Origin of the sequence: Protofrankia sp. CiP1_Cm_nod2, from assembly GCF_920664355.1 — a bacterium.
Classification (GTDB): domain Bacteria; phylum Actinomycetota; class Actinomycetes; order Frankiales; family Frankiaceae; genus Protofrankia.
Genome location: NZ_CAKKTL010000036.1, coordinates 5,021 through 31,531, shown reverse-complemented (window position 1 = coordinate 31,531; position 26,511 = coordinate 5,021). Strand labels below are relative to the sequence as shown.

At 69.9% G+C, this 26,511-nt stretch carries 26 protein-coding genes; 5 read left to right on the top strand and 21 right to left on the bottom strand.

The window, feature by feature from the left end; all coding sequences use genetic code 11:
* From NBW84_RS06225 to NBW84_RS06215, 3 genes are all read left to right on the top strand, one after another.
* Positions 1 to 1,421, top strand: a 1,421-nt coding sequence (locus tag NBW84_RS06225; RefSeq protein WP_445548648.1) for an NAD(P)-dependent malic enzyme, incomplete at its 5' end; no start/stop codon positions are given.
* A 225-nt stretch (positions 1,422 to 1,646) separates the two neighbouring features.
* Positions 1,647 to 2,015: a hypothetical protein gene (locus tag NBW84_RS06220; protein WP_250282547.1), complete on the top strand. Its 369-nt coding sequence runs from the start codon at positions 1,647 to 1,649 to the stop codon at positions 2,013 to 2,015.
* Between the two features lie 617 nt (positions 2,016 to 2,632).
* The gene (locus tag NBW84_RS06215) at positions 2,633 to 4,444 is read left to right on the top strand and encodes an SdrD B-like domain-containing protein (RefSeq protein ID WP_250282545.1); all 1,812 of its coding nucleotides are present in this window, start codon (positions 2,633 to 2,635) and stop codon (positions 4,442 to 4,444) included.
* Here NBW84_RS06215 and NBW84_RS06210 read toward each other — a convergent pair.
* The 21 genes from NBW84_RS06210 to NBW84_RS06110 form a co-directional block, all read right to left on the bottom strand.
* Entirely contained in the window at positions 4,401 to 5,648 is a 1,248-nt protein-coding gene (locus tag NBW84_RS06210; protein ID WP_250282544.1) for a glycerate kinase, read from the bottom strand. The genes NBW84_RS06215 and NBW84_RS06210 overlap by 44 nt on opposite strands.
* Positions 5,649 to 5,871: 223 nt before the next feature.
* Entirely contained in the window at positions 5,872 to 6,180 is a 309-nt protein-coding gene (locus NBW84_RS06205; RefSeq protein WP_047223236.1) for a hypothetical protein, read from the bottom strand.
* 14 nt (positions 6,181 to 6,194) lie between these two features.
* Entirely contained in the window at positions 6,195 to 7,046 is an 852-nt protein-coding gene (locus NBW84_RS06200) for an ABC transporter permease (protein WP_250282542.1), read from the bottom strand.
* Between the two features lie 13 nt (positions 7,047 to 7,059).
* Complete coding sequence (locus NBW84_RS06195; RefSeq protein WP_250282541.1) at positions 7,060 to 7,851, bottom strand: ABC transporter permease; 792 nt, start codon at positions 7,849 to 7,851, stop codon at positions 7,060 to 7,062.
* Positions 7,852 to 8,068: 217 nt separating this feature from the next.
* Positions 8,069 to 8,383 (bottom strand): cytochrome C oxidase subunit IV family protein, encoded by a 315-nt coding sequence (locus NBW84_RS06190; RefSeq protein WP_250282539.1) that lies wholly within the window; start codon positions 8,381 to 8,383, stop codon positions 8,069 to 8,071.
* A 4-nt stretch (positions 8,384 to 8,387) separates the two neighbouring features.
* Positions 8,388 to 9,026, bottom strand: a complete 639-nt coding sequence (locus NBW84_RS06185) for a cytochrome c oxidase subunit 3 family protein (protein ID WP_250282549.1) — start codon at positions 9,024 to 9,026, stop codon at positions 8,388 to 8,390.
* Positions 9,027 to 9,028: 2 nt separating this feature from the next.
* On the bottom strand, positions 9,029 to 9,832 hold the full coding sequence (locus NBW84_RS06180) for a hypothetical protein (protein WP_250282536.1): 804 nt from the start codon (positions 9,830 to 9,832) through the stop codon (positions 9,029 to 9,031).
* A gap of 366 nt (positions 9,833 to 10,198) precedes the next feature.
* Entirely contained in the window at positions 10,199 to 11,122 is a 924-nt protein-coding gene (locus tag NBW84_RS06175; protein ID WP_250282534.1) for a hypothetical protein, read from the bottom strand.
* A 9-nt stretch (positions 11,123 to 11,131) separates the two neighbouring features.
* Entirely contained in the window at positions 11,132 to 11,857 is a 726-nt protein-coding gene (locus tag NBW84_RS06170; protein WP_250282532.1) for a VWA domain-containing protein, read from the bottom strand.
* Positions 11,858 to 11,975: 118 nt separating this feature from the next.
* Positions 11,976 to 13,127 carry a protein kinase domain-containing protein gene (locus NBW84_RS06165; protein WP_250282531.1) on the bottom strand — a complete coding sequence of 384 codons (1,152 nt, stop codon included), beginning with the start codon at positions 13,125 to 13,127 and terminating at the stop codon, positions 11,976 to 11,978.
* A complete protein-coding gene (locus NBW84_RS06160) occupies positions 13,124 to 13,972 on the bottom strand; it encodes a protein phosphatase 2C domain-containing protein (protein ID WP_250282528.1) in 849 nt (282 codons plus the stop codon). Before NBW84_RS06160 ends, NBW84_RS06165 begins: the two co-directional genes overlap by 4 nt.
* Positions 13,969 to 14,619 carry a VWA domain-containing protein gene (locus NBW84_RS06155; protein WP_250282526.1) on the bottom strand — a complete coding sequence of 217 codons (651 nt, stop codon included), beginning with the start codon at positions 14,617 to 14,619 and terminating at the stop codon, positions 13,969 to 13,971. Before NBW84_RS06155 ends, NBW84_RS06160 begins: the two co-directional genes overlap by 4 nt.
* A 129-nt stretch (positions 14,620 to 14,748) precedes the next feature.
* Positions 14,749 to 15,966: a hypothetical protein gene (locus tag NBW84_RS06150; RefSeq protein ID WP_250282524.1), complete on the bottom strand. Its 1,218-nt coding sequence runs from the start codon at positions 15,964 to 15,966 to the stop codon at positions 14,749 to 14,751.
* A gap of 362 nt (positions 15,967 to 16,328) precedes the next feature.
* Complete coding sequence (locus tag NBW84_RS06145; RefSeq protein ID WP_250282522.1) at positions 16,329 to 16,514, bottom strand: hypothetical protein; 186 nt, start codon at positions 16,512 to 16,514, stop codon at positions 16,329 to 16,331.
* A 318-nt stretch (positions 16,515 to 16,832) separates the two neighbouring features.
* Positions 16,833 to 17,330 carry a large-conductance mechanosensitive channel protein MscL gene (mscL, locus tag NBW84_RS06140; RefSeq protein WP_250282520.1) on the bottom strand — a complete coding sequence of 166 codons (498 nt, stop codon included), beginning with the start codon at positions 17,328 to 17,330 and terminating at the stop codon, positions 16,833 to 16,835.
* Positions 17,331 to 17,488: 158 nt separating this feature from the next.
* Positions 17,489 to 18,205 (bottom strand): ABC transporter ATP-binding protein, encoded by a 717-nt coding sequence (locus NBW84_RS06135; RefSeq protein WP_250282519.1) that lies wholly within the window; start codon positions 18,203 to 18,205, stop codon positions 17,489 to 17,491.
* Positions 18,205 to 19,068 carry an ABC transporter ATP-binding protein gene (locus tag NBW84_RS06130; protein WP_250282516.1) on the bottom strand — a complete coding sequence of 288 codons (864 nt, stop codon included), beginning with the start codon at positions 19,066 to 19,068 and terminating at the stop codon, positions 18,205 to 18,207. Before NBW84_RS06130 ends, NBW84_RS06135 begins: the two co-directional genes overlap by 1 nt.
* 154 nt (positions 19,069 to 19,222) lie before the next feature.
* Complete coding sequence (locus NBW84_RS06125; protein WP_445548301.1) at positions 19,223 to 20,527, bottom strand: branched-chain amino acid ABC transporter permease; 1,305 nt, start codon at positions 20,525 to 20,527, stop codon at positions 19,223 to 19,225.
* A gap of 251 nt (positions 20,528 to 20,778) precedes the next feature.
* Complete coding sequence (locus tag NBW84_RS06120; protein WP_250282512.1) at positions 20,779 to 21,708, bottom strand: branched-chain amino acid ABC transporter permease; 930 nt, start codon at positions 21,706 to 21,708, stop codon at positions 20,779 to 20,781.
* A 152-nt stretch (positions 21,709 to 21,860) separates the two neighbouring features.
* Complete coding sequence (locus NBW84_RS06115; protein ID WP_250282511.1) at positions 21,861 to 23,030, bottom strand: branched-chain amino acid ABC transporter substrate-binding protein; 1,170 nt, start codon at positions 23,028 to 23,030, stop codon at positions 21,861 to 21,863.
* Positions 23,031 to 23,426: 396 nt separating this feature from the next.
* Entirely contained in the window at positions 23,427 to 24,110 is a 684-nt protein-coding gene (locus NBW84_RS06110; protein ID WP_250282509.1) for a dihydrofolate reductase family protein, read from the bottom strand.
* A 600-nt stretch (positions 24,111 to 24,710) separates the two neighbouring features.
* Here NBW84_RS06110 and NBW84_RS06105 point away from each other — a divergent pair.
* Positions 24,711 to 25,961 carry an FAD-dependent oxidoreductase gene (locus NBW84_RS06105; RefSeq protein WP_445548647.1) on the top strand — a complete coding sequence of 417 codons (1,251 nt, stop codon included), beginning with the start codon at positions 24,711 to 24,713 and terminating at the stop codon, positions 25,959 to 25,961.
* A gap of 208 nt (positions 25,962 to 26,169) precedes the next feature.
* Positions 26,170 to 26,511 (top strand): ArsR/SmtB family transcription factor (locus tag NBW84_RS06100; protein ID WP_250282507.1); only part of this gene is annotated, 342 nt, incomplete at its 3' end.

Sequence of the window (26,511 nt, the reverse complement as noted above, 5' to 3'; positions counted from 1 at the left end):
TGACCTGCCTGTGCGTCGACGCCGAGCAGGCACAGGCCATCGCCGAGACCCTGCGCCGCATGCCGGACTTCGTCGTCCGGCGGGTCAGTGACCGGGTGTTCCTGCTGCACCTCGGCGGGAAGATCGAGGTCGCGAGCAAGGTCGCGCTGCGGACCCGCGACGAGTTGTCCATGGCCTACACTCCCGGTGTCGCCCGGGTGTGCCTGGCCATCGCCGACCGGCCCGACGACGCCCGGCGGCTGACGGTCAAGCACAACAGCGTCGCGGTGGTCTCGGACGGCTCGGCCGTGCTCGGCCTGGGCAACATCGGCCCCATCGCCGCGATCCCGGTGATGGAGGGCAAGGCCGCGCTGTTCAAACGGTTCGCGGACATCGACGCGTGGCCGATCTGCCTCGACACCCAGGACACCGACGAGATCGTGCGCACGGTGGCGCTGCTCGCGCCCGTCTTCGGCGGCATCAACCTCGAGGACATCGCCGCGCCCCGCTGCTTCGAGATCGAACGGCGGCTGCGCGGCCTGCTCGACATCCCGGTCTTCCACGACGACCAGCACGGCACCGCGATCGTCGTCCTCGCAGCCCTCACCAACGCGCTGCGGATCGTCGGCAAGTCACTGGGCTCCGTACGGATCGTCACCAGCGGGGCGGGCGCGGCGGGCACGGCCATCCTGCGCCTGCTGCTGCGGGCCGGCGCGGGCCGCGCGGGCGGCAGCGTGATCGTGTCCGACATCGGCGGGATCATCTCGCCGGCCCGCGAGGACCTGGACGACAACGGCCGGTGGATCTGCGCGCGCACCAACCCGGACAGGCTCACCGGGACGCTGCGGGACGCCCTGAGCGGCGCCGACGTGTTCATCGGCGTGTCCGCGCCGGGCATCCTCACCGGCGCGGACATCGCGGCCATGGCCGACGGCGCGATCGTCTTCGCGCTGGCCAACCCGGACCCCGAGGTCGACCCGGCGGACGCCCGGATGTACGCGACGGTCGTCGCGACCGGCCGCTCGGACGAGCCGAACCAGATCAACAACGTGCTGGCCTTTCCCGGTGTCTTCCGCGGGCTGCTGGACTCCCGGGCCCATGACATCACCGAGGACATGCTGCTCGCCGCGGCCCACGCGCTGGCGGCGGTGCTGCGCGAGGACGAGATCAACCCGCTCTACGTCGTGCCGAGCGTCTTCGACGAGCGCGTGATGCCGGCCGTGGCCGAGGCTGTCAGCGCCATGGCCGCCAACGCCGTGGCCGCCAACGCCACGGCCGCCGGTAGTACCAAGGCGGCTGGCACCAAGACAGCCGGGAGCAAGGCAGCCGGGGCCAGGAGGTCTGGTACCAAGGCGGCCGGCACGGTGGCGGCCGGTGCCGCGGCGGCCGGTGCCGCGGCGGCCGGTGCCGCGGCGCGGCAGGCACTGGCCGACCAACCGTAACCCACGGCCGGCCAGGCCATGCCCGAATGGGCCGGTGACCGACTTCAGGCACGTCGCGACGGGAAAAAAGTCCCTCCCACTGGCCGGTTCACCGCCATCCGGATCATACTGCCATGTGAACGCAATATTTCACGCACATGACCGGCACGGTGGCTCCCCACGGATACGGGCATTTGCCCGGACCATCGTCGACCGGTGACCGGAGTACCACGGAGGTGGCGAATCGTGCAGTCGGCAAGCCTGCGGAAGGAGATTTCCGCCGTAACCACAGCGATTCAGGAGGCACAACGCCATATCCAGTGCCTGTGCATCCAGGCACCGAGCTCGAAGGCCGCCGACCGGCTGGCGGCGGACATCCGCCGGGCCCTGGAGGACATCGACGCGCTGGCCGCGGAAACCGTCGCCCCGGCCAGGGCCGACAGCTGCGAGGAACCGCCGACGGACATCACCCGCGAATTCCGCGAGCCGGTGTTCGTACCGGCCCGCCACGGCGAGCCGGAATTCCAGCCGGAATGCGACGACGAAGGCGTCGCCGGTGGCTGGCAGCGGTATCGCGCCGTGTCGTCGCGGCGGCGGCGGCGCGCCTGGGTGTGACGCCGCGGCCACGGCCCGGAGCGCGGATCATGGCCTGACGTCAGCACTCACATCGACCGACGACACGGTCGCCGCCAAATATAAACAACAAGAATAAAAAATATAAACTACAGAAAAACAACGAAAGGTGGCTCCGACGGACACGACCGCGTAGAGACCCGGATTGCCATGATCGCGCCCCCGACGGCCGACGCCGGCACCAGGCCGAAGGCCGCGCGATCATGGCTCCGCCCACGCGGGCGGGGCCCGATGGCGTGAGAGCGTTACGCCTACGCTCCGCCCACGCGGGCGGGGGCCCCGAGGACGGGCGCTCCCGCCCCACGCCATGCCCGCCCGTCACGACGCTTGCCTGTCACGACCAAGTCGGTTACTCTTCGCGTCGGAATATATTCGGCACTGCTACGTGTGCCGCTTTCGGGTGCGCCACTTCCAGGTGCACCACTGATGGCTCAAGCTTCGGGGGCGACGCGGTGGCCGGATCCGAACCCGTCCTCATGTCGAGGGCGGCCGAAAAAGCGGGAACAGACCGGTCGCCCTCCTTTCACCGCACGGGTGGGCCGATTTTCCGGATCACCGCCAGGATCGCCGTCCCCGCGATTCTTTTCACAGTTCTGATCATGGCTGGACGACCGGCCGCCGCCGAACCGAGCGCCGCCACCACCACCCGGCCCACCTCGTTACCGGCCACCTCGTTACCGGCCACCCCGTTACCGGCCACCCCGTTACCAACCGCCGCTCCCAGGCCGGGCAACACCGCGGACGTGGCGGCTCCCCATCTTTCGATCGTCCAGCTCGGCGATTCGTACGCCGCCGGGAACGGCGCGGGTGCCGGCACCTATGACACCGGTGACGGACCACGTGGATGCCACCGTTCGACGGTGAACTGGGGCGAACAATACGCCCAGTGGCTGCACGACGAACGCGGATACGACGTCACCTATGTCAACCGGGCGTGCAGCGGCGCCACCACGAACGACCTTCTCAGCCCGCGCAGAATGGACCAGCGCACCTACCGGACCCCGCTGCGCATCGGCGAGACCGCCTACGATCCCGCCGTCCTCGACCGCCTGCGGCAGGACTGCTCGGCCGGCTTCGGGCCGGAGGAAACCGCCGATATCGGCCCGGTCGACGTCGCCTACGGCATCGCGTCCGCCTCGTGCACCCGGCTGGTCGCGCCACAGCTCGACGCGGTCGGCCCGGGCACCGACCTGGTCCTGCTGACGATCGGCGGCAACGACGTGCGGTTCTCCGACATCGTGCTGCGCTGCTTCGCGTTCGACGTCCCGAAGGCCTTCGGGATACCCGCCGGGGACATCGCCGAGTGCGAACGGCTCACCGAGCAGGCGACGGACAACCTCCCGGAGGTCCGTGGCCGCCTGGTCACCCTGCTCACCCGCCTGCGGGAGCGGATGCCGCCCGGCGGCCGGGTGGCCCTGGTCACCTATCCGTACCTGTCCAGCCGGGAGCACTACCTGCCGCCAGGAGCGCAGGCCGCCCTGAACGGGACGGTCTTCGACCCGTCCGCCGCGGTCCGGGAACTCGGCGACCGCGGGGACAGCATGCAGATCGCCGCCGCAGACACGGTGAACCGTTCGTCGGGCTTCACCGGGCCGTCCGACCCCGCCGGACACACCTGCTCACCGGACGCCCCACCGGCGGATTCGGTCGGCACGCCGGGCCGTTTCGTCACCGTGGTCGACACCGTCAAATGCCGTTTCGCCGGCCACGAACCGGACCCCGCCGTCGACCAGCGGAATCCGGACCGCTGGATACACGAGTTCCTCGACGGCTTCCTCGCCCTCGACCAGAGCCTGATCTACCATCCGAACCGCGAAGGTCATCGGCAGCTGGCCGGCCTGCTCAGGCCGTTCGGCGACTTCGGCGCTTCGGCCCGCTCCAGTATCAGCGGCAACGCCTACCTGGACGCCGACCGCGACGGTCGGCGGGACGCGGGCGAGGCCACCGCTCCGGAGGTGGCCATCCAACTGACCGGCACGGGCCCGGACGGGGCGGGCATCCTGCGGGAGACCGTCACCGACGCGTCCGGGGAATGGGCGTTCGACGACCTCGTGCCAGGCGTGTACGCCGTCCGGCAGGACACCTCGCGCGGCGGATCCGCCGGCCGCACGATCCTCCACCCGGACACGTTCAGCAACATCGTCCTCGACCGGGTCGGTAGCAGCGTGACCGGATACACCTTCGCCGTGCAACCGGTGGAATCCGTGCGGGAGGTCCAGACCGAACGGGCCAGGCCGACGGAGAGCACCGAGCAGGCCGATGGGATAGCGCGTTCCCTGAGCGCCGCCCGGACGGGGGGCTCCGGTGGCGCGCTCCTCCCGCTCGCGGCGTTCGTGGCGCTGCTCGCCGTCGGCGTCCCAACAGCGATCATGTTCCGTCGCCGGCCCCCGCACGACCAGCGGGACGGGTAGGGGCCGCGGGACGGGACGGGCCAGCCGGCCGGGACCGTTCGATCAGCTGGGGCGCGAGACGGCGCAGCAGGTCAGCCGCCTGCGACAGGCTCACCCGCATGTCCGGCTCCAGCTCGGCGAGGGTCCGCACCGCCGAGAAACCGGCACCGGCCAGCGCCTGGGGATCCAGCAGCGAACGCCCCGCCACCGCGACGACCGGTACGCCGGCCGCACGCGCCCGGGCCGCCACCCCGGCCGGGGCCTTCCCGCGCAGTGTCTGCTCGTCGAGCGCACCCTCCCCCGTCACCACCAGATCGGCGCCGCGCAGCACGTCGTCGATGCCGACAAGATCGAGTATCAGGTCGATCCCGGGACGCAGCCGGGCACCGAGCAGCGACAGGGCGGCGAAGCCGACGCCGCCTGCCGCGCCCGCCCCCGGGGCCCACCGGTGATCGGTTCCGGTCGCGGCCGTCACGACCGTCGCCCACCTGGTCAGCGCCTGTTCCAGGAAGGCGACATCGTCCGGCGTGGCGCCCTTCTGCGGGCCGTACACGGCAGCGGCACCGTGCGGGCCCAGCAGCGGGTTGTCGACGTCGCAAGCGACGACCAGCTCGGTGTCACGCAGCCGCGGATCCAGCCCGGACAGATCGACGCCCTCGAGGACGGCGAGTGCGCTCCCGCCCCGGTGGCGCCGCCGCCCCCCCGGCCTCCCCGGCCTCCCCGGCCTCCCGGGGCTCCCGGGCCTCCCGGGGCTCCCGGGGCTCCCGGGGAGCAGGACGGCGCCCAGCGCCTCGACCAGCCCGGCACCGCCGTCGGTGCTCGCGCTGCCCCCGATACCGAGCACCACCCGCCGGCAGCCGGCGCGCAGAGCGGCGGCGAGCACCTGCCCCGCCCCGTAGCTGGACGCCGTCAGTGGCGCGGGACGCCCGCCCGGCAGCCGGCGCAGGCCGCAGGCATCGGCCAGCTCGACGATCGCGGTGCCGTCGCACTCGGCGTAGGCCGTGTCGACGGGCTCGCCCGTGGGCCCCTCCACGGTCACCGCGACCCGCCGGTATCCCGCCGACAGCGCGGCCTCGACTGTGCCGTCGCCACCGTCCGCCACCGGCAGGGACACCGTGTGCACGTCCGGGCGGGCCGCGCGCAGCCCCTCGGCCAGCGCCGCGCACACCTCGGCGGCGCTCAACGATCCCTTGAACTTGTCGGGTGCCAGCACAACATGCGTCACAGCCGCCAGCCCAGCATGTCAGGACCTGCCGCGGCCAGCCCCAGCGTCCGGAAGACGCGTGACGTCGGCCAGGAAGGGGGCGTGCCGTGGAACAGGCCACCCGAGCACGCGGAAGCACCCTGCCGTCGCCGTGGTGCCCGCACCGGCCTGGCGTGGGCACCTCCCAGCCCGGGTCTCGCCCGTATCCGATCGACAGTGCTGCCATCACGATCCGTGTTTCCCGTTACATGGGACCGTCAAATGGGAGGCCAAGAGGAAAGGTCTGCCCGGTCGCCCCGAACACGATGAAGAGCACCGCAACGATCTGGCAGTAGCGTGCCCCCCGACGCAGCGACTGTTCCTTTGCTGTCCGCGCTTCGCGGGAAAGGGCCCGAGAAACGAGATCGGCGGCGTGTCGTCGTCCCCAGCATCCGATAACGAAGAACACGGCAGCGAACGCGAACTGCGCCAACATCGCGTCACTCATCGCGCCGTGCCGTCGCTGACGGGTGTCGAGCGAGACGAACGCGGTGCCGCCCATGCGGTCGAACATCTGCCGGCCATGGTCTAGTACCCGATGGGCGCGCGTGTCAGCGACCCGAAGAACATCTGCTGGAACACCGCCCCGATCACGCTGACGATGACCAGATTGATCACCATGGATTTCGCCGTGTTCTTGCCGACCCCGACCGGGCCGCCACTGGCCGTGTACCCGTAGTAGCAGCCGACAACGACAATCATCATTCCCATGATTGCGCCCATGGCCAGCGACAACAACACGTCCTGCCGGGTCTGGAAGGCCCAGAAGACGGAAAGATACCCGCCCGCGGACACGCTGTGGAACACGTGCACGTTCAGCATGTACTCGACGCAGTACATGATTCCGGTACCTATCATGAACATGAACGGCGTGACGATGACGACCGCGAGCAGCCGGGTGCTGATGAGATACGAGTGCGAGTCGAGGCCCATGACCTCCAGCGCGTCTATCTCCTCGCTGATCCGCATCGAGCCGAGCTCGGCGACCAGCCCGCAGGCGACCTTCGCCGAGAGAATCCACCCCCACATCTCGGGGGCGACCGTGTAGTCGGCGGTCGAGGTGAACACCCCCGTGTAACTACCGGCGCCCAGCTGGCTGAGGAGATAGTGGCCTTCCAACGAGGCCTCCGCGGCCAGCATCGCCATCATGAACCAGATGATCCCGGAGCTGGACAGGATCACGATCCCGGCCTGGCGCAGCACCTCGGAGCCGTAGTGGCGCACCCCCGGCAGGCGGCGCACGGAGGCGACCGCGAACCTGGCGATCTCACCGAGGTCGTACACCAACGACCGTTCACTGCTGTAGGAACCGAAGTTGCCGATACCGGTATCTGTCAGCGGCTTCGCCGCGACATCACTGCTGTTTTCTGTCACGGTCACCGTCGAACCCCTTTCACCGGTTCACCAGCATGTCGGGGTTCAGGCCCAGCAGCGTCGCGTTCGCCATGAAATTGATCACCCACACGGCGGCGAAACACAGCACCACCGCCTCGTTGACGGCCCGTCCGACACCCTCCGACCCACCACGCGCGGTGAGCCCCTTCTGCGCGCAGACGATACCGATGAACAGGCCGGTGAGCGTGGACTTGATCAGGACGCCGACCAGTTCGGGGGCCGTCAGGCTCGACAGGAAATTCGCAAAATAACCGCCGGTGGACGTCGCGCCGAACACGGTCGCGGAAAGCATCGCCATGATGATGCCGAGCAGGCCGCCGATGATGGTGAAGGCCACCGTCATGATCGTGATGGCGAGCACCCGGGGGAGCACCAGCATCCGTGTCGCGTCGATCCCGAGCACCTTCAGCGCGTCGAGCTCCTCCCGGATGCGCCGGGCGCCGAGGTCCGCGGTCATGGCCGTGCCCATCACGCCCGCGACGGCCATCCCGGTGCAGAACGGCGAGATCTCCCGGAGACTCGCCATCACGAAGTAGGTGCCCAGCCGGTTCTGCCCACCGAGCAGGCTGAGCAGGTCGTACGCGTAGTTCGCGATGAGGAACGTGAAGCCGCCGACCGCGAGGCTGCACGGCAGCCAGCAGAAGCGCAGCATCGCGTACATCTCGTCACGGGTACTCCCCCAGTACCCCCGCGGCTGGCGTACCGCCGTGGTCGCCAGCCGCCCGAGTAACTGCCCGCTCTGCCCGACGTCGACGGTCACCCGCTGAAGGAGCGGCGGAAGCCTTGTCATGACACCCGTGGCAATGGGCCGGGGACGTGAGCGGTGGCTGCCGGGCTCGGTTACAACCTGCTGTGTCATCTGTCTCCTCGATCAGTTCGGCGGTGCGCCACGCCCGCGGGCCCACCGCGTCGTCGACGGGATTCCCATCCCTGCCGGTATCCGCGACAGCGAGAAAACCCACGGTCCCGGGAAACGCCGCCCCACACCACGGCACCGGCCAGCCGTTTCAGCCGCCGGCGGCAAGGTACATGGCCACGAGAACCGCACACACCACCACGGCCCATCCGGTGAACAGGAGACGCAGTACTCGCGGAGCCTCCCGGAGCTCCATGAAGTACCGGCCGACGAGGTACACCTTGAAAAAGGCCACCACAATCACACCGGCCGTCGCGGCCGCCGGGGCGCCGTGCCCCTCCCCGAGATACCAGGAGACCACGGTCGCGCCCATGAGCGCGAGCCAGGCGACGACGGTCGGATTCCTGCGGACAGAACTCCTGAGGACGGAACTCCTGACGGCAGCGCTCCCGGCATGCGTCGACATCTGGTCACCTCATCAGGTACAGCAGCGCGAACAGGACTATCCAGAGCAGGTCGACAAGATGCCAGTAGCAGGCGCCGGCCTCGAGATTACGTATGTCCCGGGCCTCCAGGACCGGCTTGCGGGCGATCCTGTACATGATCACAAGGCCGATCATTCCGATCAGCAGGTGCAACAGATGGATACCGGTGAAGACGAAGTAGTACATGTAGAAGCTGTTGGCCGACGGCGTGTGCCCCGCGTCAATCTTGTCCGAGTACTCCAGGTACTTGTTGAGGACGAAGCCGGCGCCGCAGAGCAGCGTGACGAGGATCATCCGCGAGCCGGGCCGGGAAGCCCCTCCGCGCAACGCGCTCAGGCCCAGCACGACGAACATCGACCCGGTCAGCAGCAACAACGTGTTCACCGCGCCGAACGTCAGGTTCATGGTTTCGTGCGCCTGCTCGAAGAGCTCGGTGCTCCGCGACCGTTCGTGGACGAACACACCGAAGAACAGCCCGAAGACGAGCATGTCCCCGAAGATGAAGACCCAGATACCGATCTCGCCCGGCACCCGGCCCCCACCGCGAGGACGCCACTGGGGCGCCCTCGCGGTGCGCGAGGCGAACGGGTCCACGAACGGATCCATCCCGGACGGCACACTCATGGTCACGACACGGCGGCAAGGTCCTGCTCATGGACGAAGCCGCGCCTGACGTTCTGCATCGACAGGTAGCTGAAGTACAGCACCCAGGCGCCGAAGACCACGAACGGCACCCACAGGCACACCACACCGGTCCAGCCGAATGGCCCGCTCTTGAAGAACCACACCGTCCCGCCGGGCATGAAGCACACACCCGACCAGATGCTGAAGTATCCCGTCCAGCGCGGGAAAACCGGTGTCGTCCTGTCCAGCAGGATGTTCAGCCCGAGTGCGATGGCCCAGATGGTGAACGGCATCCAGGTGCCGAGCAGGATGATGAAGCCCGCGTCGTTGAACGCCTGCGTGATCTCCGGTGATGTCTCCCCGGGGCGGAAGGCGGCGGTGGCCCAGAGACCGCAGTTCACGACGATCTGCGCGGTACCCGCGGCCATACAGGTCAGCTGGACGTAGGTCAGAACCGGGAAGAGCCCTTCCTTGCGCCGGGTCTGGACGGCCATGCACACGCCCCAGACGCCCATCAGCGCATAGGCCAGACAGGTGAACACGAGACCGACCCGAATGGCGTCCTTGTGGTCCCGGTAGTACTGCGCGACCTCCTGGGCGGAATCATTCGGGTGGATGGCGGGCGGGAAGTACCGGGCGAGCCAGACACTCCCGATCACGAATAAAACGAACATGGCCGGGCCGCACCAGGCGACGAGTAACTGCGAGTTGCGGCTCATGCTCCGACGCTCGGCCTGAGCCAGAGCGGATCTGTTTGTGTCCGCTCCCCCTCCCAGCGGGGACGTGATGACATCGGTAGCGCTCACGGGACCCTCCTTCTCCCTCGGTCGAGGTGGTGCAGGCGGGCCGGGCGGCCCGTTATGCCCTGCTTCGCGCCGGCAGAATCCACCCTCGCGCCTCCTCGGGCGCGACCATCACAGCCAGCAGCAAACTCACACCCCAGACGGTGGTCACACTAACAAACAAGTGATTGTTTTCCGCCGACCTTAGTTCCCTGTGTGACCTGTGTCAATGTCGCCGTGTCCGCTACGACACACAAACGTACGATCGTCTGTTCAGATCTTGCGACAGCAACGGCCCCGTCCCGCCGCGGCAGGGCCCCACAGCAAGATCTGCTGGCGCTCGTCCACCGATCGACGCCGCCGCGGAGGACGTGGGCCGCCTTCAGGCCCTCAGCCCCGCAACGGCAGCGTCCCGGGATGGGAGCCCGCGCCGGAGCGCAGGTAGCGGTACCAGAGCAGCGCCGCCGGCCGGTCCCGCGGCTCAGCGGACAGGCTGGCCCGCACGAGATCCACGCCGGCCCGGCCGAGAACACCCTCGACAGCCCGTACGGCGCTCTCCGGCGTGACCGTCCGGCCGGGCGCGAGGATACGGACGATGAACAGGCCGAGTTTGAACAGGTCAGAGCTGATCGACTGCGGCTCGTGTATCGCCGGGGGGAAGAAGTCCGGCGTGTGGCCCTGGTCGACAACCGCCGCGTTGCCGACCTTCCGTACCGCGTCGCAGTCCACCAGGAGCACATCCGGAGTCGGCCGCAGACGGTAGAGGGCGTTACGGGCGGAGATGTCACCGAAGACGATGCCCTGGTTGTGCAGGAAGGCCACCAGGTAGGCCAGCCGCAGGCACAGCCACCACCGCTGCGCACGGTCCGGGAACGGCAGACCGAGCGCCCGCATCTGCTCGGGACCGGCGAACAGCGACCGCGCTTCGCACGGCTGGCGCTGCGGTGGCCCTCCCGTCGCTGCCGGGAAGACCTGGAAGAAGGCGTCGGGTATGAGCCGCATGACGACTCCGAGCACCTTTGCGCGGGCGGAGTCGGCGTCACCGTCGACCACGATCCGCAGTGGCCAGGCCAGATGCGTGTCGAACCACAGGCGCTGGTCCGCCGGCAGCGCCAGCCGCAGCGCAATGATGTTGGCGAGGCCCTGGGCCGGCACCCGCCCCACGATGGAGCGGTACTCCTTGTAGACGAGCGGCACCCCCACCTCGGGAAGGCCGAATTCGGGCAGCCGGTAGACGACGGCCTGCCCGCCCCGGCTCAGCAGATCGGCCCGGCCCAGCCGCTGCCGCTCGACAGCAACACTCTGCCATTTCATGGAATGCTCTCAGTAACGAACGTCCGGGTCGATCCAGGACTCGGGCGGATCGACGATGACCGTGTCGAGGGCGTGGACGTCCGTTTCATCGATCACCACCATCTCCTGGTGGCCCGAGGCCACAACACTTCGTACGATGATCTCGGTCAGGTTCCTGATCGCGCTTTCCGGGCTGGCCAGCCGGCTCTGTATGAACAACGGCGCCGTCGGCGCCGGATGAGCCAGCACCCGCATGATCTCGGGATTCGAGTCGGCGACGGCGCAGGGGATGATGTGCGGGATGGCCGGGCATTCCCTGAGCAGGGTGGCGAACGCCTCCTCCCAGGCACCGGGAGGATCATCGAAGGGTTCACCGTCGCTGAGGAAGAACACCCCGGGGCGGCCCACGGCGAAACCGTCGGCCTCCAACTGGCGGTGGTCGCGGTCGACGGTGGCCCGTAACAGGTTGAACGCGGGCGCGTATCGGGTGCCGTCGTCACGGCACGCCAGCTGGGGGAACGTCGTCGTGGTGAGCAGGTCGCACAGTGGCAGCACCGTCCGGCTGCCGCCGGCAAAGTCAATCATGCCGACCCGGACCCGGGCGGCGGCGACCGAATCACGGGCCAACGCCTCCCCGATCCGCCGCAGAATGAGGTTCGCGGTGTCCAGGCGTGGCCCGTCCATGGACTGCGAGACGTCCACCACGAGGTAGAACGGAATCAGGGTGCTCTGTGGGTGTGTGCCTGTGGGATACACGGCTGTCTCCACCTCCTTCTGCCGATGCCGCTTCCGTCTCCGCCGTCTCCGTCGATGTCACATCTGTCGATGTCACATCTGTCGAGATCACCCGGCCGGCGGACCGCCGGGCACCGGGCTACCGAGTGACCACGGCAACGACGACCGCCAGCGCGAGAAGCAGCAGGATCGCGACAGCCAGCACAACATTGGTGACCTTCGTGGTGGGAGCCACGCCACCGCCGGCAGCGCCGCCGTCGGCACCGCCGGCAAGGTGCGACAGCGCCGGGAACGGGTCGAAACGGCCGGTCCGGGCCCGCGCGCACCACGGGCATTCCGGGAGATGCCCGCTGTAGGTATGGCCCCTCCGGTTGCCGCACACCTGGACGTCGTCCCAGGCCAGGTCGAGCGCGTCGGCCCACTCCTGCGCGGCCGGCCGCGACCCGGCCGTGCCGTGGCCCGCCCCGAACGTCTGCCTGGCCAGCGCGGCGATCGGCGGCGGCAGGACGTCGGGCTCGACGGCCTCGTCCGGGACCTCGACCTCCCTGGGCGCCGTCAGGACGGTGATGCCGTACTGGATGTTCGTCTCGGGTGACGGGTCGACGTCCAGCTCCCGGGCCGGAATCCCCTGGAAGGGATGCTCCCCGCACAGCAGCAGCTGGCATATCAGCACGGCGAGGGTGAACCGGTCCGTCTCGACGCTCTTGCGGCCGGACAGCTCGGGCAGCAGCTCGGGCGCGGCGTATTCCGGGGTGACGGTGTGGCAGGCGAAAACCTCCCCGTCGTACCGGAACTGCAACGAGTCGCAGTCGAGAAAACTGATCAGCCCGTCAGCGCGGACGTGAATGTTCGACGGTGCCAGGTCGCCTATCACGATCTCCTGGTCGTGCAGGACGGCGACCAGCTGGCTCAGGTTGCTGGCCACCCCCAGCAGAAACTTCCAGTCCTTGCCCGGGAAGTTCGTCAGCCGGGTGTAGTGCTCGAAGAACGTGCTCAGCGGCTGGTCCTCGGAGCGCCGCATGACATATCCGAGAACCGCCCCGGTGGAGTCGCGGGCGAGTTCCTCCGGCCACACCAGCCCTGGATGACCGGAAACGGGATCGACGAACTGTGACGCGTGGAAGGCACGCAGCATGCACTCCAGCCGGCGGGTGCGCCGGGCGTCGGGCTCCCGGTAGATTTTCGCCGCCCGCCGGGAGTCACCGTCCACGGCGTGGACGACCGACTCGGTCCCGGCGCCGAGCACGGTCGAACAGGTCAGCCTGCGCCCGTTGACAAAGATCTCCGTCACCGGCACAGGACCGCCACCAACAGCGTCGTGTCATCCTGGGTCGCTTCGGTGACGTCCGCCCGTAACAGCAGCTGGACGAGCCCGGAGGCGTCGAAATGATCGTCGTCGAGCAGCCTGAGCACGGTGTCGATGACCGGTTCCCGGGACACCGCCAGCCGGCCGTCGTCGTCCCGCCGCAGGGTCGCGGGGATCAGGCCGTCGGTCGACACGAACACACCGCTGATCCAGGGGTCGTAGACGGCGTTCACCCGGGCGGCCCGGCTGGTGTCCGAGGTCAGGAAGACCGCGTGGGTGGCGTGCTCGGCGTCGGCGGTCCCGGCGTCGAGCAGGTGCAGGTTATCCTGTCCGCCTTCACCCGTGCGGACGACGACGAAGCCGTCCCCGATGCCGAGACAGCCGACGACGGGATGGGCGAGCACGACGACCGTCAGCGTCGTCGCGAACTCGCCGACGTGCTCCGGCCCGGCGATCGCGGCGACGATCCGCCGGAACTCGGCGACTATCTCCTCGTGCGCGTCCGCCAGGATCCGCTGTAGTTCGGGCGCGGTCGTGGACCGGCCGGCGCGGTGGATCCGGTCACGCACCAGCCGGGTGGCGATCGCGACCGCGAGCCGGGAGCCCTCGGCCGACCGGGGCGCGGATCCCGCGCCGTCGGCCACCGCCAGCACGTGGACGTCGGGCAGCGGCCCCTGCCCGCCCAGCGACAGGTGGGCGAAGGAGTCCTCGCACCATCTGCCCTCCCGCACGTGCGAATACCCCTGGACGCTGGCCCCCCGGATACGCCACCGGTCGGGCCGGCCGCCGGCACCGCTCCGGACGGCCACGGACCGCCGGCCGGGGGTCATACCTGCCTCGGCTGGTAGCCGCGCAGTTTGTAGTTGGGGTCCTCCACGCTTCTGTCCAGCTGCACGAGGATGTCGCTGAAGTCGAACCGTCCGTACATCATGTTCCGCTCCGGGGCCAGCTCGCGCAGGGTTTCCTGGCCCTGGTCGTCGATGGGCGGAATGCCGATCGCGAACAGCGCCAGTTTCTGGTTCGCCTCCAGCCCGCGGATCTCGCTCGCCAACGGCCGCCAGTCCAAGCTCGGATGCCCCTGGTCGTCGGTCGGCCGGCCGTCGGTGACCAGCCAGACGAGCGGACGTTTCCAGGTCACCTTCTCCCGGGCCAGCTGCCGCTTGCGCGCCTCGATGACCGAGATGCTCAGCCGGACCGCCTCGACCAGCGGCGTCACCCCGTCGGCGGTCAGTTTCGGCGGCTGGAAACTGTGGGCCGGCACGAACGGGGTCCGGTCGCTGCGCGGGTCGAAGCTCTCGCTGCCGCGCCATTTGCGCACTCCCCCGGCGCCGAAGGTGATGAGCGCGAACTCGGTGGTCCGCGCCATCTTCTCGCCGGCCCGCATACTGCGCGCCCAGCCGGCGAGCGCGTCGTTGAGCCTGCCGATCGCCTCACCACGCATCGAGTACGAGGTGTCCATGCACAACACCACGAGCACGCGATGGCTCGGCCGGGGAATGGGAATGTTCCCGATGATGTCCCGCGGCTGCTGACGGTCCGCTGGCCTGTCAGAGCTGTTACGAGGTGCCATTTTCCGATGTGTCCCCGTCTGCGTAGTCACTGCGGGCTACCGGTCTGGGCTGCCGTGCGGCGGCCAGGCCTGTAGCCCGTCCACCCTGTGCGTCCTCAGCAGCACCTGGTCGCCGACACGCGGCCGGCTTGCCCCCGGGCCGCCCTTCCAGGTCGCACGGTAGAGCCCGCCGTCGACCTCGACGTAGCCCTGCGGATCGAAAGCGGAATGCACGACGCCGAACGAGCCGATGCCGACGTTCGGTTGCGCGACCGGGGACAGCGGTCGCCTGCCGCCATACCCGTCGTCCTCGTCGTCCTCGTCGTTGTCGCCGCCGCCGGCACCGTCGTCCTCCCGGCCCAGCAGGCGACGCCAGCGAACCAGCCACTGCTGCGCCGCCGATGGTGGGCCGTGCCGTCGGGGCGCGGCGGTGGTCGGCCCGTTGTCGGCACCGCCGCCCTTCCGGCTCGACAGGCCGCGCCGCCAGAGCACGGCAACCAGCCCGAGCGGCACGGCGACGATCAGCACGTAGAACCAGAACGACCGGCCCGAGTCGTCCCGCTCCGACAGGAGCGAATCCCCGGGCCCGGTGAACGGGGTGCTCGAGGAGTCCACCTGTAACACCCGCCTGAGCGTGACGTCCAGGACGAACGGGTCGGTGTTGGTGGCGTACATCCGCGATTCGCGTTCCGTCCCGGTACCCGCCACCTGCTCCCGGCACTGCTTCTTGCAGGGTGCCTGCTGCCCGCCCCCGCTGTCGTTGCGGGCGAAGGCGGCGCGGGCGGAGTCCGCGTCCGCGAACCGGTGGCCGGCCACGGCCAGCAGCAACGAACCGGCCGTCCCGAGATCGGGCTGCGCGCCGGTACGGGAACGGTCCGGCAGGGCGACCTGGACGACGAGCCTGTCCCGGCGATCGAAGATCGTATCCAGGGCGGCCGGCCTGTCCTGGTCACCGGCCAGCCCGGCGGCGCCGGTCACCCGCACCACGACGGCTCCGTCGCCGTCCGGAACCCCGTTGAGCAGGCTGTTCAGGTTGTCCAGGACGGTCCGGTCGACCTGCGCCGGCAGCTCCATGACACGTACCTGGAACACCGGCCGCTGATCGGACACCGGCGCGGCCACCGCAGGCCACCCGGACAGCGGCGGTACGACCGCCGTCACGGCGGCCAGCCCCACGATCACAACGGCCGCCGCGGCCGCCGGTAACCAGGCTCGGGCCCGTAACCGGCCCGGACGCCGCCGTCGCTGCCGCGCGACGCTGTCCATACCCGTCACGGGGCGATGATGGCCGCCTCGCAGCACCGGAACCCCCCGCGATATCTACTGCTGCTCGTGACAGCTACAGGCCACTGTAGTCAGCGGAAAGCCAGCATAGCGACCCGATTGCCCCGGACCTGCCGCCCGGCCCGGCCCCACCAGAGCCCGGTCCGCTTCGCCGGCCCGATACGCCGGCCCGATACGCCGGCCCGATACGACGGCGCGGCAGGTGGCACGACCGGTAGCGCGGCAGGACCGCCGCCACCGGCTCCTCCTCGGATCACACGCCGGCAGACCGGGACCGCCGGACCACGCCGATGTTCGGCAGCGGGGAAGTGCCCCGGCGGCCACATGATCCACTCCCGGAGTGGTTGAGACCGTTACGCACTCATCTCTGGATGCGGCCGGGCAGCGATCAACGCGGGAACCCAGCTGGCCGCGGTCACGTAGTCGGCAAGTGGCGGCGCTATCAGATGAACGAGGAAAAGCAGGTCGCCGAGGACCGCGGCAAGATCGAGACGGGACAGGGGCTCGTGGTGCGCGGCACGGTTGCGCACCACGTGCATGCGACTGACCCGTCCGTCCACGTCACGGCGGTCGGTGCCAGCAGGAAACGCGCGGTGCAGGTAGGGGACCCACAGGGTCTTCTCATGGCTTGCGGACGACAGTTGAGCCCCGGCCTCAGCCCCGGCAGGGTTGATCGTTTACAGGCCCCGGAGGCTACCGTTCACAGAGCTCGAACGCTACCGTTCCGCGGAACCGTCATGACGACAGGCGCCCTCGGCTCGCGCCGGCCGGGCCTTCGGGCCGGCCCGGCCGGGCGTGGCGGGCGGTGCTGCCGCTGGCCGTCGTCGGTTCTGGATATGCCAGCTCCGGATGTGTCGTCAGCTCTGGCCGGGAGAGCGGGGCGCGGGCGCCGTGGCGGTGGCCGCCGCGGCGCTGGCGAGCAGGTCGCGGATCTCCGTCAGCAGCCGGATGTCGTCGCTGACCGGCGTGGGCTCCGGCTCCGCGGCCCGCCCGTTCCGCTTGCGCAACCCGCTCGCCCTGGCAAGCGGGAGGACGATGAGAAAGTAGATCACGGCCGCGACGATCACGAATGAGACCACGTCGTTGACGAACGAGCCGTAGTTGAACCGGCTGCCGTTGACGGTGAAGGTCAGTGCGGAGAAGTCCGGCTGCCCGCCGATGGCCGCGATCAGCGGGGTGATCAGGTTTTTCACCAGCGAGGTGACCAGCGCGGTGAAGGCAGTACCGATGACGACCGCGACCGCGAGGTCGACGATGTTGCCGCGGGTCAGGAACTCCTTGAAGCCCTTCAGCCCGGGGGCGATCAGTCGGGTCGGCGCACGGCCCTTGTCGACAGCTTCTCGCAACGCGCTCACACAGATCCCCCAGGAGGCCGGCCGAGTTGTGTGGGGCGTCCGGGTTGGCCCGGAGCTGCCCAGTACCACGGAGGTTACAGCCCCGCCCTACAGGGAAAAAACGGCCTCCCTCTGATGTGCCGCGGGCTCTTGTGCGGAGCGGGCCGATACGGCGCCTGTCATCCGGTGGGGATGTCCTCGCCGAGGTATGCCTGGCGGACGCGGTCGTCGGCGAGCAGGTCGGCGCCGCTGCCGGTGAGGGCGACCTGGCCGTTTTCCAGCACGTAGCCACGGTGCGCGATCCGCAGGGCCTGCACCGCGTTCTGTTCCACCAGCAGCACGGCCACGCCGGCCCTGTTGATCTCGACGATCACCTCGAAGATGGTCTGGATGATCCGGGGGGCGAGCCCCATCGACGGTTCGTCGAGCAGCATCAGCCGAGGCCGGCTCATCAGCGCCCGGCCGATGGCCAGCATCTGCTGTTCCCCGCCGGAGAGGGTGCCACCCAGCTGGGAGGCCCGCTCGGCCAGCCGCGGGAACAGGGTGAAGACCCGTTCGGTGCCCTCCCGCACGTGCCGCCGGTCATGGTAGGCGCCCATCAGCAGGTTCTCCCGGACGGTCATGCCGGCGAACACCCGCCGTCCTTCGGGGACGTGGCTGACCCCCAGCCCGACAAGGGTGTGCGCCGGGATGGACGACAGCGGCCGGCCGTCCAGGTAGATCTCCCCGCGGCGGGGGCGGAGCAGCCCGGAGATCGACCGCAGGGTGGTCGTCTTGCCGGCGCCGTTCGCTCCGAGCAGCGTCACGATCTCGCCTTCGGCGACCTCCAGCCGTACGCCGCGCAACGCCGGTATGGCGCCGTAGCTGACCTCGACGTCGGCGAGTTCCAGCAACATCAGCGCACCTCCCCGCCGGCATCCACGCCGGTCTCCACACCGAGGTAGGCCTCGACCACCGCCGGGTCGCGCTGGACCTGGGCCGGGGTGCCGTGGGCGATGACCCGGCCGAAGTTCAGCACCACCACCGTGGTCGCGACGGACATCACCAGCCGCATGTCGTGCTCGATCAGCAGGACCGAGACCCCGCCCCCGGCGATCCGCCGGATCAGCGCCTCGAGAGCGCGCTTCTCGGCGGGGTTCGTGCCGGCGGCGGGCTCGTCCAGGAGCAGCAGCCGCGGGCCGGTGCCCAGTGCCCGGGCGATCTCCAGCCGGCGCTGTTCGCCGTGGGACAGCGACGAGGCCAGGTCGTGCGCGCGCCGGGACAGGCCGACCAGGTCGAGGAGCTCGAACGCCCGGCTGACCCCGGCCCGTTCCTGCCGCCGCGCGCCGGGCAGCCCGAGGACCGCGCTGAGCGATCCGTACCGCTGCCGGACCTCGGTGCCGATCTGCACGTTCTCCAGCGCCGACAGCGCGGGGAAGAGCCTGATGTTCTGGAAGGTCCGGGCGATTCCGAGGTGGGTGATGGCGTGCGGGCTGCGCCCGACGATCCGCGCCGGCCGGCGGGACGTCCGCCAGAACGTCACCGAGCCCTGCTGCGGCCGGTACGCGCCGGTGAAGCAGTTGAACAGGGAGGTTTTTCCGGCCCCGTTGGGCCCGATCACGGCCAGGATCTCGCCCCGGCGCTGCCGCAGCGAGACCCCGTCGAGACTGGTGACCCCGCCGAAGCGCAGCGTCAGATCACGGGCTTCAAGCACCAGGTCGGACGGCGTTCCACCCGGCACCCCCGCGTCGGCCGGCCCGGCCGCGGCAACGGCGCTCATCCGGTGGCCCTTCCGGGACGCGCGGCCCCGCGGCGGCACACGGCGTCCTCGCCAGGAGACACCGCATGCAGAAACACAGAGTGTCTGCTGAGAGACGAAGCGCGGCCGGCAGGTGTGAGGACCCCCGGACACACAGAGCCGTCGACGTGCGCGGTCAAGTGATGGTCCTTCCGATCGGGGCCGCGCCGAGCTGGTCCGAGGCGCCGGCGGTGGTGCCGGCGAGCTCGATCTCCCGGCGTCGGCGGCGGGACGGCACCAGGCCCTGCGGGCGGAAAATCATCATCACGACGATGACCGCGCCGAAGTAGATGTACCGGTCCGTCGGCGGAACCTTGTCACGCAGGTAGAAGGCCAGCCCCTGCAGGACGACGGCCCCCGTCACCGCGCCCAGCCGCGAGCCCATCCCACCGAAGATGACTATCGCCACCACGAGGAACGACGACTGCAGGCTGAAGCTCTGCGGGTTGAAGAACTGCTTGGTGGCGAGCAGGACACCGGCGAACCCGGAGACCGACGCCCCGATCGCGAAGGCGAGCAGCTTCATCCGCAGGGTCGGCACGCCGGTGGCCTCCGCGGCGATCTCGTCCTCCCGGATCGCGGCCCAGGCCCGGCCGATCCGGGACCGTTCCAGCCGGCCGAAGGCGATCATGACGACGACCACGATGCCGAGCAGCAGGTAGTAGTACGGCAGCGGGTCGATCCCCCACCGGTAGTGGATCCCGGGCAGGTCGACCGACAGGTGCGGCACCCCGAACACCCCGCGCGAGCCGTTCGTGACCTCGTCCGAGTTGTTCGCGAGCAACTGGATGATCTCCCCGAAGCCCAGCGTCACGATCGCCAGGTAGTCGCCGCGCAGCCGCAGCGTCGGCGCGCCGAGGATCACGCCGGCGAGCGCGGCGATCAGGAGCGCGATCGGGAAGACGAAGAACGGGTTGATGACGAACGGCGCGTGCCACGGCATGGCCGACGACGAGCTGAAGTAGGCGGTCACGTAGGCACCGATCGCGAAGAACGCGATGTAGCCGAGGTCGAGCAGGCCCGCGTAGCCGACCACGACGTTCAGCCCGAGCGCGAGCAGCGCGTAGATACCGATGTCGTTGACCATCGACTGCTGCGCCGCCGTCGAGACGAGCAGCGGCGCCACGATCGCGGCGGCGAGCAGGACCGCGTTCAGGCCGGTGGTGGCGTGCGGCCCCCCGAGGGCGGCCGCGACGGGCCGGCGGGCCCGCGCCGCCGCCGTCACCTCGGCGAGCAGCGGGCGTAGCCGCGCCACGGCGATCAGCAGCACCCACAGGCCCACCGCCAGGCCGATGAAGATCCCGATACGCGGGTCGACCACCGAGCGCCGCAACGCGCGGAACGGGTGGGCGGAGTCGCCGCCGGGCCCGGTCACCACCGCGGCGAGAACGCCGAGGGCGAGGCACACCCAGAGCTGCCGCAGCCGCGCCGGGGTGAGCACGCCGGCGTCCCCTCGAAAGACCCGCGCCGGCACGGCGGGGACGGGCCCGGCGGAGGGGCCCGGGCCCGGGTGAGGCACCGGGCCTGGACGGGACGCCGGTCGGGAAGCGGCTTCCGGCTGCCGCCGCGGTACCGGCTGCGTCGGCGGCTGCGACTGCTGCGTCGGCTGCGGCGGCTGCTGCTGCGGCGGAGAAGGGGTGGACGAGGCCGACGCGGAGGGTTCGGGTGATGCCGAGGAGGGCGGGCGGGCGGTCACGCGGCCCTGCCCAGCCGCACGCCGAGCAGGCCTGACGGACGCACCATGAGGATCCCGACCAGCACCAGAAAAGCGATCACGTCCTTGTAGGACGCCTGGAAGACATACCCCCCGTAGCTCTCCACCAGCCCGAGCAGGATGCCGCCGAGCATGGCCCCGCGGACGTTCCCGATGCCGCCGAGCACCGCGGCGGTGAACGCCTTCACCCCGGGCACGAAACCCATGTTGTACGAGGCGTTGAAGGTCATGGCATAGAGGAATCCACCGGCACCGGCGAGCAGGCCACCGATGACGAAGGTCAGGATGATCACTCTTTCGACGTTCACCCCCATCAGGACGGCGGTGTCCGCGTCCTGCGCGACCGCCCTGATGCCCTGCCCGAGGCGGGTCCTCGCCACCAGCCGGTCCAGCAGGACGAGCATCACCACCGCCGCGCCAAGGACGACGACGGTCTGGGTGGACACCTGGGCGCCAAAGACGTGGAAGAGCGTGCCGTTGGTGAACAAGTCGGGAACCGGCACGTTCTGCCGGCCGAACTCCTTGCCGGCGAGGTTCACCGCGAACAGCGACGCGCCGATCGCGCTGATGAGGTAGGCGAGCCTGGGCGCGGACCGCCGGCGCAACGGCCGGTAGGCGACCCGTTCGAGGATGAACGCCGCCGCGGCGCCGCAGGCGGCACCCACCGCGAGCCCGGCGGCGACCAGCCCCACCGAGGCCGGCCCGGACGGCGTGGCGCCGCCCGGCAGCAGGCCCCTGGCGGCGAACAGCCCGCCGAAGGCCCCCAGCATGAACACCTCGCTGTGGGCAAAATTGATCAGCTGGAGCACGCCGTAGACGAGCGTGTAACCCAGGGCGATGACCGCGTACAGCGAGCCGACCATGAGACCGTCGACGGTCAACTGCCAGAACTGGTCGGCAAAACCCATGCGTCTCCTCGTCGTGGTCGTGTCCTCGTCATGATCGTGGTCATGATCGTGGTCATGCTCGTGCCCTTGTCATGGCGTGGGTGGTGGCCGCCGCGCCCGCGGAGCGCACCGGCCACCACCTCACTATCCGGCAGGACCGTTCGGGCGGCCCGTCAGGACTTGATCAGATCCACGGTGTTGCCGAGAACGACGATCTGCCCGTTCTTGACCCGGTAGATGAAGTCGTTCGCGCCTTCGACCTCACCGTTCGGCTGGAACTTGACGAGCTTGGTGACACCCTGGTAGTTGACCTTCCCGAAGGCCTCCGCCACCGACTCCCGGCTCAGGTTGTCCCCGAGGTTCTTGAACACCTCGATAAGGGCGTTGGTCGCGTCGTACGCCTCACCGGAGTACGTGCCGGGCCTGGCACCACCATTGATCTTCTTGTACGACTCGACGAAGGCCGCCGCGTTCGGGTCGCTGTTGGCGTCGCTGCACGGGCAGGTCAGGTAGGTGCCCTCGGCCGCCGCGGCACCGGCCTGCTCGACGTACTTGGCGTCCAGTGAACCGTCACCACTCACCGTGACGCCCTTGAAGCCCTTGTCGTGCAGGGCTTTGGACAGCAGCGCGAGCTCGGCATAGTAGCCCGAGTAGAACAGGACGTCCGGATTCTCCGCGATGATCTTTGTTGCCTCGGAGGTGTAGTTCTTCGTCGGGTTGATGCCGTCGTGGACCACGGTCGCCCCCCGAGCCTTCAGCTCCTTCTCCAGCGCGGCGGACAGGCCGGTGCCGTAGTCGCTCTTGTCGTCGAGGGAGAACACCTTCTTCGCCTTCAGCACGGCGGCGATGTAGTCGGCGTCCGCCGTGCCCTGGACGGTGTCCGGGGCGATGACCCGGTAGAAGGTCTTGAAGCCCAGCGTGGTCAGCGCCGGGTTCGTCGCCGACGGGCTCACCGAGAGCAGACCGGCCTGCGAGTAGAGCGGTTCGCTGGCCTTGGTGGCTCCGGAGAACATCGGCCCGACGACCGCCAGGATGCCCGAGTTGTCGATGAGCTTCTGCGCGGCGGTCGGGCCCTGGTCCGGTGACCCCGCGTCGTCGGACTGCACCAGCCTTATCTTGAAGGGCAGGTTCGCGTTGGCGTTCGCCTCGGCAACGGCGGTCTCCACCCCGTACAGGGCGTTGATACCAAGTTGCTGGTTGTCACCGGAGAGGACGCCCTGGAAGCCGATGGTGATCGTCTTCTTCCCATCCGACGACGATCCGTCATCGCTACCGCACGCCGCGGCGGTCAAGGCCACCACGCCGGCTAGAGCAACCGCTCCCAGAAGTTTTCGCCTGGCCATGCATCTCCTCCTACCTGTCCCGCTGCGCGTCCCGGAGCCGGTGCGCGGACGGCACACGTGGTCACGATCACGGAATGCCGCTGGCCCCGCCAGCACTCATCCGCGCATCCCCACCAACATCTACGCATCCCCACCGACATCCATGCATCCTGACCGAATGTCGGCACCGTAGCCCCTTCCTGAACGCATCGGAAACGCACCCTGCGTGCCGTCCAAGGTACCGGCCATCCCGCTTACACCTACTATCCGCACAGGTGTGTCAACCTTGGGTCAGGTCGGTCCGAAGCAGGTCCCGCGCGGCCACCAGCCATCCCACCAGAGGCCACCCCACCAGGTGGGACGCCGCCCCGGGGCCCAGCCCCCATAAACGATCAGTGACGAGCCCGCGGACGCGCATCAGGGCGGGGCGTTGAGCAGGTAGCGCAGCAGGACGACGTCGCCGATCCGACGGGCCTCGGCCAGCGCCATCCGGCGGCCCGGATGGTGCGGGAAGGTGCCGGCGCCGACGAAGCGGGGCGCGGCGGGGTCCCCGACGAAGAACGGCGCTATCACCAGATGGATCTCGTCGACGAGCCCGGTGGCGAGGAACCGGGTGTGGATCGCACCGCCGCCCTCGACCATCAGCCGGCGTATGCCGCGCGCGGCAAGGTCCGCCAGGACGGTGTTCAGGTCGAGCGGGTCGCCGGCGTCCACGACGGATGCCACCCCGGCGAGCCGCCCGCGCGCTCTGTCCGCCGCGGGGCTCGCGGCATAGACGATCTTCTCGGCCTGCCCGGTGGTGAAGAAGCGGGCGTCGCGGTCGAGGTCGCCACGGCCGGTGAGGGTAACCTTGGCCGGGCTCTCCGGCCGGCCGCGGGCCACCCGCTCCTCGCGGCGGGCCGCCGAGCGGACCAGCAGCCGGGGGTTGTCGCGACGGATGGTGTTGGCGCCCACCAGGATGGCGTCGACACCGGCCCGGACCTCGTCGACCCGGTCGAGGTCGGCGTCGTTGGACAGCAGCAGCCGCCGCTCGCCGGCATCGTCGATACAGCCGTCCACGGACATCGCGACCGACAGCAGGACATACGGCCGTTGGCTCACACGCGGCGCTCCGGGCTCGTCCTGGCCTGCCATCTCACCGAATGTACCCACGCCTGGCCCAGCCGGGAGCGGGAGCCCCGCGGGCCGGGATCCGTCGGGTGCCCACGGGTGCGCCCCCAGGCGGACCGGGCCCGCCCGAGCCTCCCCGGAATGCCCACCGACCGCGTTGCCGGTGTTCTTCCCGCCGCCCTCGGTGGCCGTCAGCCGGAAAGCACGGGAGCAGGATTTCAGGAATATATGCCGACGACGCTCCCGGTGCCGTCCGGAGCGCCCAGGGCAGTATAACGTCCAGCTGGCGGTAAAAACCGCCTGCACGGCGCCGAAAACAGGGTGTGTCGTTCCTTCCGTCGGTGACACGCTTACGACCGACATCAGTCGCGACATTCTTCGACGCCGGCCGGAATCTGATTCGTGAAGCGCCGGCACCCACCGGCGCCCGGCCATCCGCTGCCAGCCGGCTGGCGTCGCCGGCAGCTACCTCGGCGGCGCCGGCGTCTACACTCGTAGCTCGTGGCGTCGCGCGCCGCCGGGGCCGGAAATTCGCCGGTGATGAGCAGTTCCGAAACAATTCCGGGGGAATTCCGGGGGAACGGAGCAGTCATGCCCACAGCGCTGATCATTGGTGCCGGGATCGCCGGCCCGGTCGCCGCGATGGCCCTGCGACGAGCTGGGATCGACGTCCTGGTGCACGAGGCGTACCCGGCCCCGGCCGCGGAGGCCGGTTCGTGGATCGGCCTGCAGACCAACGGCCTGGACGCGCTGCGGGCAATCGGCGCCGACCGTACCGTCCGCAGGCTCGCCGTCCCGACACCGTCGATCGCCTTCCGGACCGGCACCGGCCGGCCACTCGGCGAGATCCCGACCGGCCGGCCGCTGCCGGGTGGGACGGCGGGAGTGTCGATCAAGCGTTCCGACCTGCACCGCGCCCTGCGGGACGAGGCATCCCGCCGGGGCGTCGAGATCCGGCACGGCCAACGCCTGGTGAGCGTGGCCAGCGGCGCCGACGGGGTCGTCGCCACCTTCGCCGACGGCAGCACCGCCGTCGGCGACCTGCTCGTCGGCTGCGACGGCATCCACTCCCGGGTGCGGGAGTCGCTGAACCCGTCCGGCCCACGGGCACGCTACGTCCCGATACTGAACGTCGGCGGCTACGCCGACGTCACACCGCCGGGTGACCGCCCCGGCGTGCTGACGATGACCTTCGGCAGGCGGGCGTTCTCCGGCCGCCTCGTCACGCCCACCGGGCAGACATGGTGGTTCGCCAACCCGCCTCGGCGGGACGAGCCGGCCAACGGCGAACTGAGAGAGATCAGTGACGCGCAGTGGCGGGACTCGCTGCGCCAGCTCTACGAGCCCGACCGCTCCCCGATCATGGATCTGATCGGTGCCACCCCCGGGCCGCTGACCGGCTGGGCAACGTACGACCTGCCCACCGTCCCGGTCTGGCACGACGACCGGGCCGTGCTGATCGGCGACGCCGCGCACGCCACCTCACCCTCGTCCGGCCAGGGTGCGTCGATGGCGATCGAGGACGCGGTCGTGCTCGGGCAGTGCCTGCGCGACCTGCCGGTGCCGCGGGCGTTCGCCCGGTTCGAGGCGCTGCGCCGGCCCCGGGTGGAGCGGGTCGTCGCCGAGGGCCGGAAGTCCAGCCGGCTGCGCTCGGTCGGGCCGGTCGGCCGGCTGGCCCGCGGCCTCGTGCTGCCGCTGGTGCTCAGGCACGCCGCCGGCAGCGGCGCCGAGTCACTCGCCTGGATACACCAGCATCACATCGACTGGGACACCCCGGTGACGACCACCGGCGTCCCAGCCCCGACTCCCGCGAAAGACATCCCGACGAACCTGCCCGGCTGACACCCACCGGCCGCGGTCACCGCCAGCCCGATCCCGCCGGCCCGATCCCGCCGGACCACTCCGGCCGCGGGCGTCCGGCCACCGCAGTTGTGATCATGCGTTCGCATGGCCGGGGACGGCTGCCTCGCCGGCCGCGGCCCGACCGACCGACATATCGTCCTGTCCGGTGCCTTGCCCGGCCCGGCGGCAGCGACTAACGTACAACTCGATGGTTGTATATCAGGAGTCCGCCGAACGTGCCGACCGGCTCTTCCATGCCCTGGCCGACGCGACGCGGCGCGAGATCGTGGCCCTCACCCTGACCGGTGAGCACTCGGTCTCGCAGCTCGCCCGGCGGTTCCCGATGAGTTTCGCGGCCGTCCAGAAACACGTGGCGGTGCTGGAGCGCGCCGGGCTGGTCAGCAAGCAACGGCAGGGCCGGGAGCAGCGGGTACGGGGCAACGCGGACGCCCTGCGCGAGGCCCGTCGGCTGCTGGACCAACTGGCGGACGTATGGCGGGGGCGTCTCGACCGGATCAACATGATCCTCGCCGATCCCGATCCCGATCCC